The organism is Variovorax sp. GW823-FHT04F07, from assembly GCF_058795995.1.
Map to the genome: position 1 here is coordinate 714,469 of NZ_JBXAIG010000003.1, position 12,914 is coordinate 727,382.

General features: G+C 70.0%; 13 protein-coding genes. 9 read left to right on the top strand and 4 right to left on the bottom strand.

Annotated elements, in window-relative coordinates; all coding sequences use genetic code 11:
- Positions 1-24 precede the first annotated feature (24 nt).
- Entirely contained in the window at positions 25-1,773 is a 1,749-nt protein-coding gene (locus AC1RAA_RS18615) for a lysoplasmalogenase family protein (RefSeq protein ID WP_492730750.1), read from the top strand.
- 28 nt (positions 1,774-1,801) lie between these two features.
- Here the strand turns inward: AC1RAA_RS18615 and AC1RAA_RS18620 are convergent, their stop codons facing one another.
- From AC1RAA_RS18620 to ruvB, 3 genes are read right to left on the bottom strand one after another with little or no spacing between them, the layout of a single operon-like run.
- A complete protein-coding gene (locus AC1RAA_RS18620) occupies positions 1,802-2,179 on the bottom strand; it encodes a nuclear transport factor 2 family protein (protein WP_492730748.1) in 378 nt (125 codons plus the stop codon).
- Between the two features lie 37 nt (positions 2,180-2,216).
- Positions 2,217-3,173 carry a CDF family Co(II)/Ni(II) efflux transporter DmeF gene (dmeF, locus tag AC1RAA_RS18625; RefSeq protein WP_492730746.1) on the bottom strand — a complete coding sequence of 319 codons (957 nt, stop codon included), beginning with the start codon at positions 3,171-3,173 and terminating at the stop codon, positions 2,217-2,219.
- 10 nt (positions 3,174-3,183) lie between these two features.
- Complete coding sequence (gene ruvB, locus AC1RAA_RS18630) at positions 3,184-4,248, bottom strand: Holliday junction branch migration DNA helicase RuvB (protein WP_062482092.1); 1,065 nt, start codon at positions 4,246-4,248, stop codon at positions 3,184-3,186.
- A 168-nt stretch (positions 4,249-4,416) separates the two neighbouring features.
- On the opposite strand from ruvB, the gene AC1RAA_RS18635 reads away from it, so the two are divergent.
- The 7 genes from AC1RAA_RS18635 (at position 4,417) to AC1RAA_RS18665 (ending at position 10,916) form a co-directional block, all read left to right on the top strand.
- Entirely contained in the window at positions 4,417-5,031 is a 615-nt protein-coding gene (locus AC1RAA_RS18635) for a CDP-alcohol phosphatidyltransferase family protein (RefSeq protein WP_492730744.1), read from the top strand.
- Between the two features lie 38 nt (positions 5,032-5,069).
- Positions 5,070-6,836 carry a bifunctional alpha/beta hydrolase/class I SAM-dependent methyltransferase gene (locus tag AC1RAA_RS18640; RefSeq protein ID WP_492730742.1) on the top strand — a complete coding sequence of 589 codons (1,767 nt, stop codon included), beginning with the start codon at positions 5,070-5,072 and terminating at the stop codon, positions 6,834-6,836.
- A complete protein-coding gene (locus AC1RAA_RS18645) occupies positions 6,833-8,179 on the top strand; it encodes a phosphatase PAP2/dual specificity phosphatase family protein (protein ID WP_492730740.1) in 1,347 nt (448 codons plus the stop codon). The genes AC1RAA_RS18640 and AC1RAA_RS18645 overlap by 4 nt, the downstream gene beginning before the upstream one ends.
- A complete protein-coding gene (locus AC1RAA_RS18650) occupies positions 8,172-8,612 on the top strand; it encodes a hypothetical protein (protein WP_062482724.1) in 441 nt (146 codons plus the stop codon). Before AC1RAA_RS18645 ends, AC1RAA_RS18650 begins: the two co-directional genes overlap by 8 nt.
- Positions 8,613-8,686: 74 nt before the next feature.
- Positions 8,687-9,352: a lysophospholipid acyltransferase family protein gene (locus AC1RAA_RS18655; RefSeq protein ID WP_307638135.1), complete on the top strand. Its 666-nt coding sequence runs from the start codon at positions 8,687-8,689 to the stop codon at positions 9,350-9,352.
- 5 nt (positions 9,353-9,357) lie between these two features.
- Positions 9,358-10,305 carry a phosphatidate cytidylyltransferase gene (locus AC1RAA_RS18660; protein WP_172438312.1) on the top strand — a complete coding sequence of 316 codons (948 nt, stop codon included), beginning with the start codon at positions 9,358-9,360 and terminating at the stop codon, positions 10,303-10,305.
- Positions 10,302-10,916 (top strand): YdeI/OmpD-associated family protein, encoded by a 615-nt coding sequence (locus AC1RAA_RS18665; RefSeq protein ID WP_492730738.1) that lies wholly within the window; start codon positions 10,302-10,304, stop codon positions 10,914-10,916. Before AC1RAA_RS18660 ends, AC1RAA_RS18665 begins: the two co-directional genes overlap by 4 nt.
- Before the next feature lie 25 nt (positions 10,917-10,941).
- Here AC1RAA_RS18665 and AC1RAA_RS18670 read toward each other — a convergent pair whose 3' ends face one another.
- Positions 10,942-11,565 carry a Crp/Fnr family transcriptional regulator gene (locus AC1RAA_RS18670; protein ID WP_223301435.1) on the bottom strand — a complete coding sequence of 208 codons (624 nt, stop codon included), beginning with the start codon at positions 11,563-11,565 and terminating at the stop codon, positions 10,942-10,944.
- A 272-nt stretch (positions 11,566-11,837) separates the two neighbouring features.
- On the opposite strand from AC1RAA_RS18670, the gene AC1RAA_RS18675 reads away from it, so the two are divergent.
- Positions 11,838-12,899 (top strand): porin, encoded by a 1,062-nt coding sequence (locus AC1RAA_RS18675; protein ID WP_492730736.1) that lies wholly within the window; start codon positions 11,838-11,840, stop codon positions 12,897-12,899.
- Positions 12,900-12,914 lie beyond the last annotated feature (15 nt).

The window sequence follows — 12,914 nt, forward strand, 5'->3', positions numbered from 1 at the left end:
CCGGGGCAACGCCACAATCGGACGATGCGCTCTGGCCAGATCATCGTTCTCGTGTCCCCCGTGTTCTTTTTGCTGATCGCGATCGAGTTCGCGGTCGGCCGCGCGCGTGCCCGGCGCGGCACCGGGCAGGACACCTACCGCCTGGCCGATGCCGTGAACAGCATCGGGCTGGGCATGCTGAGCCAGATCAGCGCGGTGCTCACGGGGCTTCTGCGCATCGGCATCTACACCGCCGTGTATTCGGCGGTGGCGCTCTTTCCGCAAGAGGCGGCGCGCGAGTTCTGGACCACCTGGTACGGCTGGCTGCTGGCGCTGGTGTTCTACGACTTCTGCTACTACTGGCTGCACCGCATGGGCCACGAGTCGGCCGTGCTGTGGGCCGCGCACGTGGTGCACCACCAGAGCCAGCACTACAACCTGTCGACCGCGCTGCGCCAGACCTCCAGCGGCGCGCTGCTGGGCTGGCTCTTCTACCTGCCGATGGCCGTGGCCGGCGTGCCGCCGCTGGTGTTCGTCGTGGTGGCGCTCATCGACCTGCTCTACCAGTTCTGGGTCCACACCGAGCAGGTCGGCAAGCTGGGCTGGTTCGACCGCTGGTTCTGCTCGCCCTCGAACCACCGCGTGCACCACGCGGTGAACGACACGTATCTGGACCGCAACTACGGCGGCGTGCTGATCGTGTGGGACCGTCTCTTCGGCACCTTCCGCGAGGAGGACGAACGCTGCGTGTACGGCACGCGCGGCGAGCTGAAAAGCTGGGACCCGCTGTGGGCCAACGCCGAGGTCTACTGGGCGCTCGCCAGGGATTCATGGCATGCGCGCCGCTGGTCCGACAAGCTGCGCGTGTGGTTCAAACCGCCCGGCTGGCGCCCCGACGACGTGGCGACGCGCTACCCGAAGCCCGCCTTCGACCTCGCGAAGGTCACGCGCTACGAGCCCGTGGTGAGCCGCGGCGTGCAGTGGTTCGCAGGCCTGCAGTTCCTCGCGCTGCTGGCCGGCGTGACGGTGTTCCTCTGGTACTCCGACGCCGTGCCGCTGCCGCAGGCCGCCGTCTGGCTGGCCGCGCTGACGGCCGGGCTGTGGGCCGTGGGCGCGGTGCTGCAGGGGCGGCTCTCGGTCACCGAGGTGCTGCTGGTCGAGGCCGCCGCACTGGCCACGGCGAGCGCGGCCTTGGGCATCGGCTGGCTGCACCTCCTCTTCAAGCCATTGGCGCTGACCATCGCCATTGCCTTCGCAGCCCGCCGCGCGCAACGCCAGCCCGGCGGCATGACGCGCTTCGATGCGCTGCTGCTGGCGGGCCTGGTCTTCTCGCTCGCGGGCGACGTGTTGCTGATGGGACCGGCGAGCCTCTTCGTGCCCGGGCTCGTGTGCTTCCTGCTCGCGCACCTGGCGTACATCGCGCTGTTCCGCATCGGCGTCGGGCTGTTTCCGCGGCCCCGCGCGCTCGCGGCCACCTTGCTGATCGGCGCGGGCATGTACGCTTTCCTGTGGCAGGGCGGCCTGCCGGTGGCGCTGCGCATCCCGGTCGGCTTCTACGTGGTGGTGATCGCCTGCATGGCGGCGCAGGCCATCGGGCGTGCGGCGGTGCTGCGTTCAAGCGACCCGGCCGCGCTGTGGGTGGCGGTGGGAGCCTGCTTCTTCATGCTGAGCGATGCGCTGCTGGCGATCAACCGGTTCGTGGCGCCGCTGCCGTTGGCGTCGCTGTGGGTGCTGTCTACCTATTACGTGGCGCAGATGTTGATCGTGCGGCACGTCCGGCGGCCGACGGCCTGACTTGCTTCTGAAGGCGCAGCCCGGCCTGCTAGTCGGCCGGGCGCCCCATCGTCGGCGGGCCGATCTCGAACGATGCCGTCTGGATGAGGCCCTGGCGGACCACGTAGACGCACACCATCTCCACGGTGCCGATCCCCTCCGGGAAGTTGCGCGTCACCACCTCGTGATCGACAACGACATGCCCCATGACCGAGCGCTGCAACAGGCGTGCATGAAGGTCAGGCTCGGCAAAGCGAATCGCGGTTCGGGCGCGCAACTCGGCGTGGCCGGCCGCCAGCAGCTTGCCTGCCAGTTCGAATTGCTTGGCGTCCTCGGCGTAGGTGGCCAGCCACGCGTTGAGGTCCCTGGCGTTGTAGGCGGCCAGCTGGCGCTGCACCACGGCTTCGGGGGACGCATCGAGGGTCATGGATTCCAGCCTTGGTTCGACAAAGCAACCCGGCGTCTCAGTCCGTGCAGCGCTGGATTTCGACTGTCGAGTGCCGGATCTCCTCGTGCATCGAGAAGCACGCCCGCACCTGGTCCGCCGTGAGCGTGGCCGAATGCGTCACCACCGTGAGCGCGCAGGCGTACGCATCGCGGCCGACGCGCCAGACGTGCAGGTCGGCCACGCGGGTTTCGGAGTCGGCCAGCATCGTCTCGACGCCTTCGCGGATTTCGGCGGTGACGGGGTGGTCCATCTCGCGGTCGAGCAGGACCTTGCCGGTTTCCTTCAGCAGGCCCTTGGCCCAGACGGCGACGAGCACGGCGCCGACGATGCCCATGGCCGGGTCGAGCCAGGACCAGCCGTAGAACCAGCCGCCCAGCAACGCCGCGATGGCGAGCACCGAGGTGGCGGCGTCGGCCACCACATGCAGGTAGGCGGAGCGCAGGTTCAGGTCGTGGCCATGCGCGTGGTCGTGACCGTGGTGGTCATGGCCGTGCCCGTGGTCATGGCCGTGATGGTCATGCGAATGCCCCAAGAGCCGCGCGCAGACCAGGTTCACCACCAGGCCCAGCACCGCGATCGAGATGGCTTCGGGGTAGTGGATGGCCACGGGCGACCACAGCCGCTCCAGCGAACCGACCACCATGAGCGCGGCGACGCCGAGCAGCAGCAGCGCGCTCGCGAAGCCGCCGAGCACCTCGATCTTCCAGGTGCCGAAGGCAAAGCGCGGGTCGCGGGCGTAGCGCCGCGCGGCGGCGTAGGCAAAGGCGCTCAGGCCGATGGCCAGCGCGTGCGAGCTCATGTGCCAGCCGTCGGCCAAAAGCGCCATGGAGTTGAACCACCAGCCAGCGCCGATCTCGACCACCATCATGGCGGCGGTGATCCACATCACGAGGCGGGTGCTGCGTTCGGCGGCGGCGTTGCCGGCGCCGAAATGATGGTCGTGCTGCCAGGCGCTCAGGTCGTGGGTGTGCATGGGATTCTCTTCAGGCGCCGAAAAGGTCCGGGCCGTCGGCGCGGCCCGAGGGCGGCACCACGCCCAGGTGGCGGTAGGCCGCGAGCGTGGCGATGCGCCCGCGCGGCGTGCGTTGCAGGTAGCCCTGCTGGATGAGGTAAGGCTCGATCACGTCCTCGATGGTGTCGCGCTCTTCGCCGATGCTGGCGGCCACGTTGTCCAGGCCGACCGGGCCGCCGTCGAAGCGGTGGATGACGGCCTCGAGCAGCTTGCGGTCCATGAGGTCGAAGCCCTGCGGGTCGACGTCGAGCATGGCCAGCGCCTTGTGCGCGATGTCTTCGGTGATGCGGCCGTTGCCCTTGACCTCGGCGTAGTCGCGCACGCGGCGCAGCAGGCGGTTGGCGATGCGGGGCGTGCCGCGCGAACGGCGCGCGATCTCGAAGCCGCCGGCGGCGTCGGTCTCGACCTTGAGCAGGCCCGCGCTGCGGCGCACGATGAGCGCCAGTTCTTCGGGCGTGTAGAACTCCAGCCGCGCCACGATGCCGAAGCGGTCGCGCAGCGGGTTGGTCAGCATGCCGGCGCGGGTGGTGGCGCCCACCAGCGTGAAGGGCTGCAGGTCGAGCTTGATGCTGCGCGCCGCGGGACCCTCGCCGATCATGATGTCGATCTGGTAGTCCTCCAGCGCGGGGTACAGGATTTCCTCGACGACCGGGCTCAGGCGGTGGATCTCGTCGATGAAGAGCACGTCGTTGGGCTCGAGGTTGGTCAGCAGCGCCGCCAGGTCCTTGGGCTTTTCGAGCACGGGGCCCGAGGTCTGGCGCAGGTTGACGCCCAGCTCGGCCGCGATGATGTGCGACAGCGTGGTCTTGCCCAGACCCGGCGGGCCGAACAGCAGCACGTGGTCGAGCGCCTCTTTGCGCTTGCGCGCCGCGCCGATGAAGATCTCGAGCTGCTCGCGCACCTTGGCCTGGCCGACGTACTCGTCGAGCAGCTTGGGCCGCAGGGCCCGCTCGATCGCCTCCTCGTTGGGCGAGGCGGGGGCGGCGGACACCACGCGTTGCGGGGCGGGGGCGAAATCGTCGGTCTGGATGGTCATTGGGGGTGGGTCTTCGGGGGCAAGTTTAGTCCGAGCGCTGCGCCGGGCCGCCCCCAGCGAGCGAGCGCCCCCTCGGGGGGCCGCGAGAGCGCGAAGTGCCGAGCGTGGGGGCCATGTTTCACACTGGCAGAATGCCTGCAGAACATAACAAGAGAGGGAAGTCAGAACGTGTCCATCTACGAACTGAAACCGCGTTTCCAGGCCTTGCTGCGACCGCTCGTGGTCCGGCTGCATGCGATGGGCGTGACGGCCAACCAGGTGACGCTGGCGGCCTGCGCGGTGTCGGTCGGGCTCGGGCTCTGGCTGTTCTTCGCCGCGCCCTCGCTGGCGGCCTTCGGCCTGATCCCCGCCTGGATGTTCCTGCGCATGGCCTTCAACGCCATCGACGGCATGCTGGCGCGCGAACACCACCAGCAAAGCCGGCTGGGCGCCTTCCTCAACGAACTCACCGACGTGGTCTCCGACGCCGCGCTCTACCTGCCTTTCGCGCTGGTGGCGCCGTTCGCGCCGTTCTGGGTCGGCACGGTCATCGTGCTGGCCGGGCTGAGCGAATTCGCCGGCGCGCTGGGCCCGACGGTGGGCGCCTCGCGCCGCTACGACGGGCCGATGGGCAAGAGCGACCGGGCCTTCGTGTTCGGCGCACTCGGGTTGTATGTCGCCCTCGGCGGGCCGCTGCCGGGCTGGACCGCCCTGCTGATGCCGCTTGTGGCCGCGCTGGTGGCCTGGACGGTCGTCAACCGCATCCGCCGCGCCCTGGCCGAAGCCGAAGCGCCCGCCGCCTGAAACACCCCCATACAAATAAATAAAGAAGACCCTTCTTCATGACCCTTTCCACACCCCGCGTCGCCGCCGAGCACCACTTCCGCACGCACGACGGCGAATCGCTGTTCTACCGCTACTGGCCGGCCACGGGCGCCGCGCGGCGCGGCGCCGTGCTGCTGTTCCACCGCGGCCACGAGCACGGCGCGCGCATGGCGCACCTGGTGGACGAGCTGAACCTGCCCGACTTCGACTTCTTCGCCTGGGACGCGCGCGGCCACGGCCTCTCGCCGGGCCAGCGCGGCTACAGCCCCAGCTTCGGCACCTCGGTGCGCGACGTGCAGACCTTCGTGCAGCACATCGCCGCCGCCCACGGCGTGCCCGAGCACGACATCCACGTGGTGGCGCAGAGCGTGGGCGCGGTGCTGATCGCCACCTGGGCGCACGACTACGCCCCCAAAGTGCGCGGCCTCACGCTGGCCTCGCCGGCCTTCAAGGTCAAGCTCTACGTGCCGTTCGCGCGGCCGGGGCTGGCGCTCATGCACAAGCTGCGCGGGCTGTTCTTCGTGAACAGCTACGTGAAGCCGAAATTCCTCACCCACGACCCCGCGCGCATCGAGAGCTACAAGAACGACCCGCTGATCTCGCGCCCGATCGCCGTCAACATCCTGCTGGGCCTGTACGAGGCGGCCGACCGCGTGGTGGCCGACGCCAACGCGATCACGCTGCCGGTGCAGCTGCTCATCTCGGGCGCCGACTGGGTGGTGCACCACAAGCCGCAGCACCAGTTCTTCGAGCGGCTGGGCAGCGCCGTGAAGACGAAGACGGTGCTGCCGGGCTTCTTTCACGACACGCTGGGCGAGAAAGACCGGGCGCCCGCGGTGGCGTCGATCCGCGAATTCATCCTGCAGCGCTTCGACGAGCCGGCCGTGCCGGTCGACCTGCGCGAGGCGCACCTGCGCGGCAACACGGCCGACGAGTCGCGCGCGCTGGCCGAACCGCTCTCGCCGCTGTCGCCGCGCGGCGCCTACTGGGCGATCACGCGCGGCGGGCTGCGTGTGGGCGGCGCGCTGTCCAGCGGCATCGCGCTGGGCCACGCCACCGGCTTCGACTCGGGCAGCACGCTCGACTACGTCTACCGCAACCAGCCGCAGGGCAAGGGCGCGCTGGGCCGCTCGGTCGACCGCACCTACCTCGACTCCATCGGCTGGCGCGGCATCCGCCAGCGCAAGATCCACGTCGAGGAGCTGCTGCGCATCGCGATGGAGCGGCTGGTCGAGATGCACCGCGAGGTGCGGCTCATGGACATCGCCGCCGGCCACGGCCGCTACGTGCTCGACGCGGTGCTGGCCAGCCCGGTGAAGGCCAGCTCGATCCTGCTGCGCGACTACAGCGACATCAACGTGCGCGACGGCACGGCCCTGATCGCCGAGAAGGGCCTGGAAGACGTCGCCCAGTTCGTGCAGGCCGACGCCTTCGACCGCATCAGCCTGGCGAGCGTGACGCCGCGGCCCACGCTCGCCGTGGTGTCGGGCCTGTACGAGCTGTTCCCCGACAACGAGATGGTGCGCCGCTCGCTGGCGGGCGTGGGCGACGCCGTGGAAGACCGGGGCTACCTGGTCTACACCGGCCAGCCCTGGCACCCGCAGCTCGAAATGATCGCCCGCGCGCTCACCAGCCACCGCCAGGGCGAAGCCTGGGTGATGCGCCGGCGCACGCAGGCCGAGATGGACCAGCTGGTCGAAGAAGCAGGCTTCCGCAAGATCGACCAGCGGGTGGACGAGTGGGGCATCTTCACGGTGTCGCTGGCGGTGCGCGTCGCGCAATGACCGCCCGGCGCGCGCCCCGGCCGTGGAAACGCGCCGCCGCGTGGCTGGTGTTTCTGGGGCCGCTGTTCTACGCCACGTATGGCTTCGCCAACTGGTGGGCCACCACGCGCGCCAGCGTGCCCTCGATGGCCTTCGACTGGGAGCGGCAGGTGCCCTTCTGGGCCTGGACGATCTTTCCGTACTGGACCATCAACGTCTTCTACGCACTGTCGCTGTTCCTGGCGCGTGACCGCCACACGCTCGACCGGCATGCGCTGCGGCTGGTGAGCGCCACGCTCATCGCCTGCACCTGCTTCATCCTCTGGCCGCTGCACTTCAGCTTCGGCCAGCCGCCGGTGGAGGGCGCGCCGGCCTTCCTGTTCAACGCGCTGCGCGGCTTCGACCAGCCCTACAACCAGGCGCCCTCGCTGCACATCGCGCTGGCCGTGATCCTGTGGGACTGGTACCGGCGCTTCATCCGGCCGCTGTGGGCGCGGCTCGTGCTGCATGTGTGGGCCTTCGCGATCTGCGCCTCGGTGCTCACGACCTGGCAGCACCACTTCATCGACATCCCGACCGGCGCGCTGCTGGGCATCTTCTGCGTGTGGCTGTGGCCGATGGCGCGCCGGGTGTCGATGCTGCGCGCGTGGCGCCTGGCGCGCGATCCGCAGCGGCTGAAGCTCGCGGGCTTCTATGCCGTGGGCGCGGCGCTGTGCCTGTTCGCGGCGCTGGCGACCGGCGGCGTGGCGCTGTGGCTGGCCTGGCCGGCGGCGGCGCTCGCGCTGGTGGCGCTCAACTACCTCGGCTTCGGCGCGCGCGGCTTCCAGATGGACGGCCACGGCCGCATGGGCTGGGCGGCGCGCTGGCTGTTCGCGCCCTACCGCCTGGCCGCGGCCTTCAATGTGTGGCTCTGGACGCGCAAGCTGCCGGCCTCGGTCGAGGTGGTGCCCGGCCTGCGCCTGGGCCGTCGCCCCACACAGGCCGAATGGCTCGCCGCCGGCCAGCCCCGGCTCGTGAGCCTGTGCGCCGAGCTGCAACTGCCGGCCGGCGTGCCGCTCGCCCGTGCGCGCTGCGTGCCGCTGCTCGACCTCGTGGTGCCGCCACCCGTGCGCCTGCGCCGTGCCGCGGCCGTCATCGAAGGCCAGCGCCGCGCGGCGGCGGCCGACGGTTCGGCCGTGTGGGTCTGCTGCGCGCTGGGCTTTTCGCGCAGCGCCGCCGCCGTGGTCGCCTGGCTGGGCCGCGACAACGGCCTGGCACAGGCCGAAGACGCCGTGCGCCGCGCCCGCCCGCAGATCGTGCTGCACGCCGCCTGGCGTGCCGCGCTCGCCCCCATGCCTGACTCAGCCCCTTCCCGCCATGACTGACAACGAACGCGCCACCTGCACCACCCTGGCCGGCCTGCTGCGCGCGGCGGCCATGCTCGCCCTCTGGGGCTTCGCGCTCACCTGCATCGCCGCCCTGGTGCTGGCGCTCACGCTGCGCGGGCTCTCGAACACCGCCATCCTGGCCTTTGCCGCGGTGATGGTGCTGGGTGTGCTCGAACGCTACTTCGCCTTCCGGCTGCGGCTGGACCAGGCGCTGTTCGAAGGCCTGGCCAACGGCCAGATCGCCTCGCTGGGCGCGATGGACAACGCCCTGTCGGTGCTCGGGCTGCGCGACCCGCCGCCGCAGCCCAACGCCCGCGCGCTCGCCGACCGCGTGCAGGGAACCCGCCAACTGATGCAGCGCCACGCCATCGTGATCGCCTGCCAGAACGCGCTCTTCCTGCTCGCCCTCATGACACAGGAACTCGCTTGAACAACGACAACGGCAACAACAAGAACGACAGCAGCAGCAATGGCGACGGCAACGACAGCGCCCGCCCCGGCGCCATCGTGCGCCGCGGGCTCGCGGTGGTGGCGGGCCAGCTCATCATCGGCGCGGCCGGCCTTTTGACCGGCGTGCGCGCCATCTGGGCGGGCACCACGCCCAAGGCCGAGCAGACGCTGTACTTCGCCAACCACACCAGCCACGGCGACTTCGTGCTGCTGTGGGCCACGCTGCCCTCCGACCTGCGCGCGCTCACGCGGCCCGTGGCCGGCCAGGACTACTGGGAGGCCTCGAAGCTGCGCAACTTCATCGGCAAGGACGTGTTCAACGCGCTCATGATCCGCCGCGACGGCTCGGGCCAGGGCGGCAACCCGGTCGACCAGATGAAGGAGGCGCTGGAAGGCGGCGACTCGCTCATCATGTTCCCCGAGGGCACGCGCAACACGGGCGACGACATCCTGCTGCCGCTGAAAAGCGGCCTCTTCCACCTGGCGCGCGCCTGCCCCACCGTGCGGCTGGTGCCGGTATGGATCGAGAACCTCAAGCGCGTGCTGCCCAAGGGCACGCTGGTGCCGATCCCGCTGGCCTGCACGGTGCGCTTCGGCGCGCCGATCCAGCTCGAGGAAGGCGAAGACAAGGTCGCCTTCCTTGCCCGCGCACGCACGGCCATGCTCGACCTGCGCCCGGAGTACGACCGCATCGAACCCAACGGAGGGACCGCCTCGTGATCGAAATGTCCCCCTTCGCCTGGACCACCTTCAAGCTCTTCGGCGGCGTCTTCGGCGTGCTCGTGCTGGCCTCGGCCATCGGCGCGCTGCTCAAGTGGCGCGTGGCGCACGGCCAGCCGCACTCGGTGATCGACAACCTGAACTCGCGCGTCAATGCATGGTGGGTGATGGTGGCGGTGATCGGCCTGGCCTTTGCCTTCGGCAAGGGCGGCGTGATCGTGCTGTTCTACCTGATCTCGTTCTATGCGCTGCGCGAGTTCATCAGCCTGGCCTACACGCGGCGCGGCGACCACGGCGCGATCGCGCTGGCTTTTTTCGTGGCGCTGCCGGGCCAGTACTTCCTGATCTGGATCGACTGGTACGGGCTGTATTCGATCTACATCCCGGTCTACGCCTTCCTGCTGCTGCCCATCCTGGCGGCCGTGGGCGGCGACACGCAGCGCTTCCTGGAGCGCACTTCGAAGATCCAGTGGGGCCTGATGGTGTGCGTGTTCTGCATCAGCCACGTGCCGGCGCTGCTCACGCTGCAGATCCCGGGCTTCGAGGGCCGCAACCTGCTGCTGATCGCCTTCCTGGTCATCGTGGTGCAGGGCAGCGACGTGCTGCAGTACGTGTGGGGCAAGCTCTTCGGCAAACGCAAGGTGGCGCCCGAACTCTCGCCGTCGAAGACCTGGGAAGGCCTGATCGGCGGCGTGGCCAGCGCCACCGCGATGGGCGCGGCGCTGTACTGGGCCACGCCCTTCAACCCGTGGCAGGCGGCGCTCATGGCCTTCATGATCTGCCTCCTGGGCTTCTTCGGCGGGCTGGTGATGTCGGCCATCAAGCGCGACCGCGGCGTGAAGGACTGGGGCTCCATGATCGAAGGCCACGGCGGCATGCTCGACCGGCTCGACTCGGTGATCTTCGCGGCGCCGATCTACTTCCACGCGCTGCGCTACTGGTGGGTGCCATGAGCCCGGCGGCGAAGAAGACCGCGGTCAAGACCGACCGCATCGTCGACGACACGCCGCTGGAATGCGCCGACGCCGCCGCGCTGCTGCGTTGGTACAAGAAACACCATGCGAGCCACGCCGGCGTCTGGCTGCGCATCGCGAAGAAAGCCAGCGGCATCGCCTCCGTCGACCACCCCGAGGCGCTGGAGATCGCGCTGTGCTTCGGCTGGATCGACGGCCAGCGCAAGAGCCAGGACGCGCAGTTCTTCCTGCAGCGCTTCACGCCGCGCACCGCGCGCAGCATCTGGTCGAAGATCAACCGCGACAAGGCGCTGAAGCTCATCGACGACGGCCGCATGCAGCCCGGCGGCCTGGCCGAGGTGGAGCGCGCCCGCGCCGACGGCCGCTGGGAGGCAGCCTACGACGCCCCGAGCGTGGCCACCGTGCCGCCCGACCTGCAGGCCGCGCTCGACGCCAACCGCAAGGCCAAGGCCTTCTTCGCCACGCTCGATGCGCGCAACCGCTTCGCGGTGCTGTTCCGCACCCAGGGCGCGAAGAAGCCCGAGACGCGCGCCCGGCGCATCGCGCAGTTCGTCGAGATGCTCGCCAAGGGCGAGAAGATCCACCCCTGAGCCTGCGCGCGGCGGTGCGCGCCGCTCACTGCGGCCCGGTGCCGGTCGCGATGACCGCGAGCTGGTCGGGGTCCACGATGCGGATGCGCTTGTAGCTCATGTCGATCACGCCTTCCGCGACCAGCCGCCCCAGCTCCTTGTTGATGGTCTGGCGCGACAGCCCCAGCATCGCCGCGAGGTCGTTCTGCGACAGCCGCACCGGCAGGCTCGCCGCCGCCTCCACCTGCATGCCGTAGAAATGGATCACGCTCATCAGCGTGGCGGCCACGCGCCCGCGCACCGAGTTCAGCATCTGGTTCTGCAGCAGCACCACGCTCAGCCGCTGGCGCTTCAGGCCCAGCCGGGCCACGCCGCGCCACAGCGCGGGCTCGGCGTCGAGCACCGCGATCACGGCGTCGCTGGGCAGGTGGACGATCACCGAGTCTTCGTGCGCGTGGTAGTCATAGGGCAGCGGCACGTCCTCGAGCAGGCGCACCAGCGGCGCCACCTGGCCGGGCCCGAGCAGCGCGTTGACGTACTTGCGCCCCTGCGGGCTCATGCTGCTGATCTCCAGGCAGCCTGACACCACCGCCAGCAGCTCGCGCTTGTGGCGGTCGCGCGCCAGCACCTGCGTGCGGCGGCGGTAGCGCACCAGCCGCGCCGACTTCATGAGCTCGGCGCGGCGCGCGTCGGGCCATTGGGAGAACAGCTCGTTCCAGCGCAGCGCGCGGTCGAGCAGCTCGGCGCTGTCTTCGGCGTCGGGAGGGGTGGTTGCAGGTGGTCGGGTCAGCGGGTTCTCCCTGCCCTGGTGTTCACGAATCTGTCAAAGCGTTGACAGATTCGGGGGCCCTTCATTTCTATCGTAAGCCCCGGACATCGACAAGCACACAGGCGGCACCGCCCTGCACCCGCAGGCGACCGGCCACACCGGAGACAACCCAAATGAAGAAGACAGCCACCGCGGCCCTCGCGCTCGCGGCCTGCGCCCTTGCGTCCGCGCAAAGCACCGTGAGCGTCTACGGCACGCTCGACCTGTACGTGGCGCACGCCAGGTCGGGCCCCGCCTCCTCCACGCGGCTGGAGGACGGCGGCCAGACCGCCTCGCGCATCGGCTTTCGCGGCACCGAGGACCTGGGCGGCGGCCTGGGCGCGCACTTCACGCTGGAGAGCGGCTTTGCGCCCGACACCGGCAACGGCACGCTGCCGGGCCCCGCGATGTCGTTCAGCCGGCAGTCCTTCGTCGGGTTCTCGGCGCCGTGGGGGCAGATCGACGCGGGCCGCATGTACACGCCGATGTTCTACGCGCTGTTCAAGGCCGACCCCTACGGCCTGAACTCGGTGTTCTCGCCGATCAACCTGGTGGCCGCCACCGACGCGCAACCGGGCCTCACGCCCTTCGCGGCCCGCGCCAGCAACATGGTGCGCTACCGCACGCCGGCCAGCATGGAGTTCTTCGCCGACCTGGCCTACGCGCCCGGCGAATCGAGCGCGCCGAGCCACCAGAGCGGCAACGTCTACGGCGGCAACATCGGCTGGGCGCGCAAGCCCTACTACATCGCCTATGCCTTCCAGCGCGCGCGCTCGGGCTCGGCGGCGGCGCCCGTGGCCTCGCCCGCCACCACGACCTACCAGGCGCTGACCGGCTCCTACGAGCTGCCCTCGATCGGCCTGCAGCTGTACGCCAGCTACGTGCGCAACGCCTCGAGCCTGCCCAACGTGCCGACCGCGAAGCTCGTGAACCTGGGCGCCACCTACAACGTGACGCCGGCCTCGAACCTGATCTTCGGCGCCACGCAGCGCAAGGTGACCGAGAGCGAACGCTCGCAGCTGGCCTGGACGCTGGGCTACGACTACTACCTGAGCAAGCGCACCGTGGTCTATGCGCGCTGGCTGCGCCTGCTGAACCGGCACGGCGCCTCGGCCTCGCTCGCAACCATCCCGGTGGTGGCCAACAGCGGCAACGACGTGCGCGTGCTCGCCACCGGCATCCGCCACAACTTCTGACTTCCGAACCCTCCG

What these genes read in the sequence shown, in the direction of transcription:
- AC1RAA_RS18670 (WP_223301435.1), bottom strand. Translation starts at nt 11,565, where the DNA reads ATGAAGTCGGCGCGGCTGGTGCGCTACCGCCGCCGCACGCAGGTGCTG.
- AC1RAA_RS18645 (WP_492730740.1), top strand. Translation starts at nt 6,833, where the DNA reads ATGACCGCCCGGCGCGCGCCCCGGCCGTGGAAACGCGCCGCCGCGTGG.
- dmeF (WP_492730746.1), bottom strand. Translation starts at nt 3,173, where the DNA reads ATGCACACCCACGACCTGAGCGCCTGGCAGCACGACCATCATTTCGGC.
- AC1RAA_RS18660 (WP_172438312.1), top strand. Translation starts at nt 9,358, where the DNA reads ATGTCCCCCTTCGCCTGGACCACCTTCAAGCTCTTCGGCGGCGTCTTC.
- ruvB (WP_062482092.1), bottom strand. Translation starts at nt 4,248, where the DNA reads ATGACCATCCAGACCGACGATTTCGCCCCCGCCCCGCAACGCGTGGTG.
- AC1RAA_RS18620 (WP_492730748.1), bottom strand. Translation starts at nt 2,179, where the DNA reads ATGACCCTCGATGCGTCCCCCGAAGCCGTGGTGCAGCGCCAGCTGGCC.
- AC1RAA_RS18615 (WP_492730750.1), top strand. Translation starts at nt 25, where the DNA reads ATGCGCTCTGGCCAGATCATCGTTCTCGTGTCCCCCGTGTTCTTTTTG.
- AC1RAA_RS18665 (WP_492730738.1), top strand. Translation starts at nt 10,302, where the DNA reads ATGAGCCCGGCGGCGAAGAAGACCGCGGTCAAGACCGACCGCATCGTC.
- AC1RAA_RS18640 (WP_492730742.1), top strand. Translation starts at nt 5,070, where the DNA reads ATGACCCTTTCCACACCCCGCGTCGCCGCCGAGCACCACTTCCGCACG.
- AC1RAA_RS18675 (WP_492730736.1), top strand. Translation starts at nt 11,838, where the DNA reads ATGAAGAAGACAGCCACCGCGGCCCTCGCGCTCGCGGCCTGCGCCCTT.
- AC1RAA_RS18650 (WP_062482724.1), top strand. Translation starts at nt 8,172, where the DNA reads ATGACTGACAACGAACGCGCCACCTGCACCACCCTGGCCGGCCTGCTG.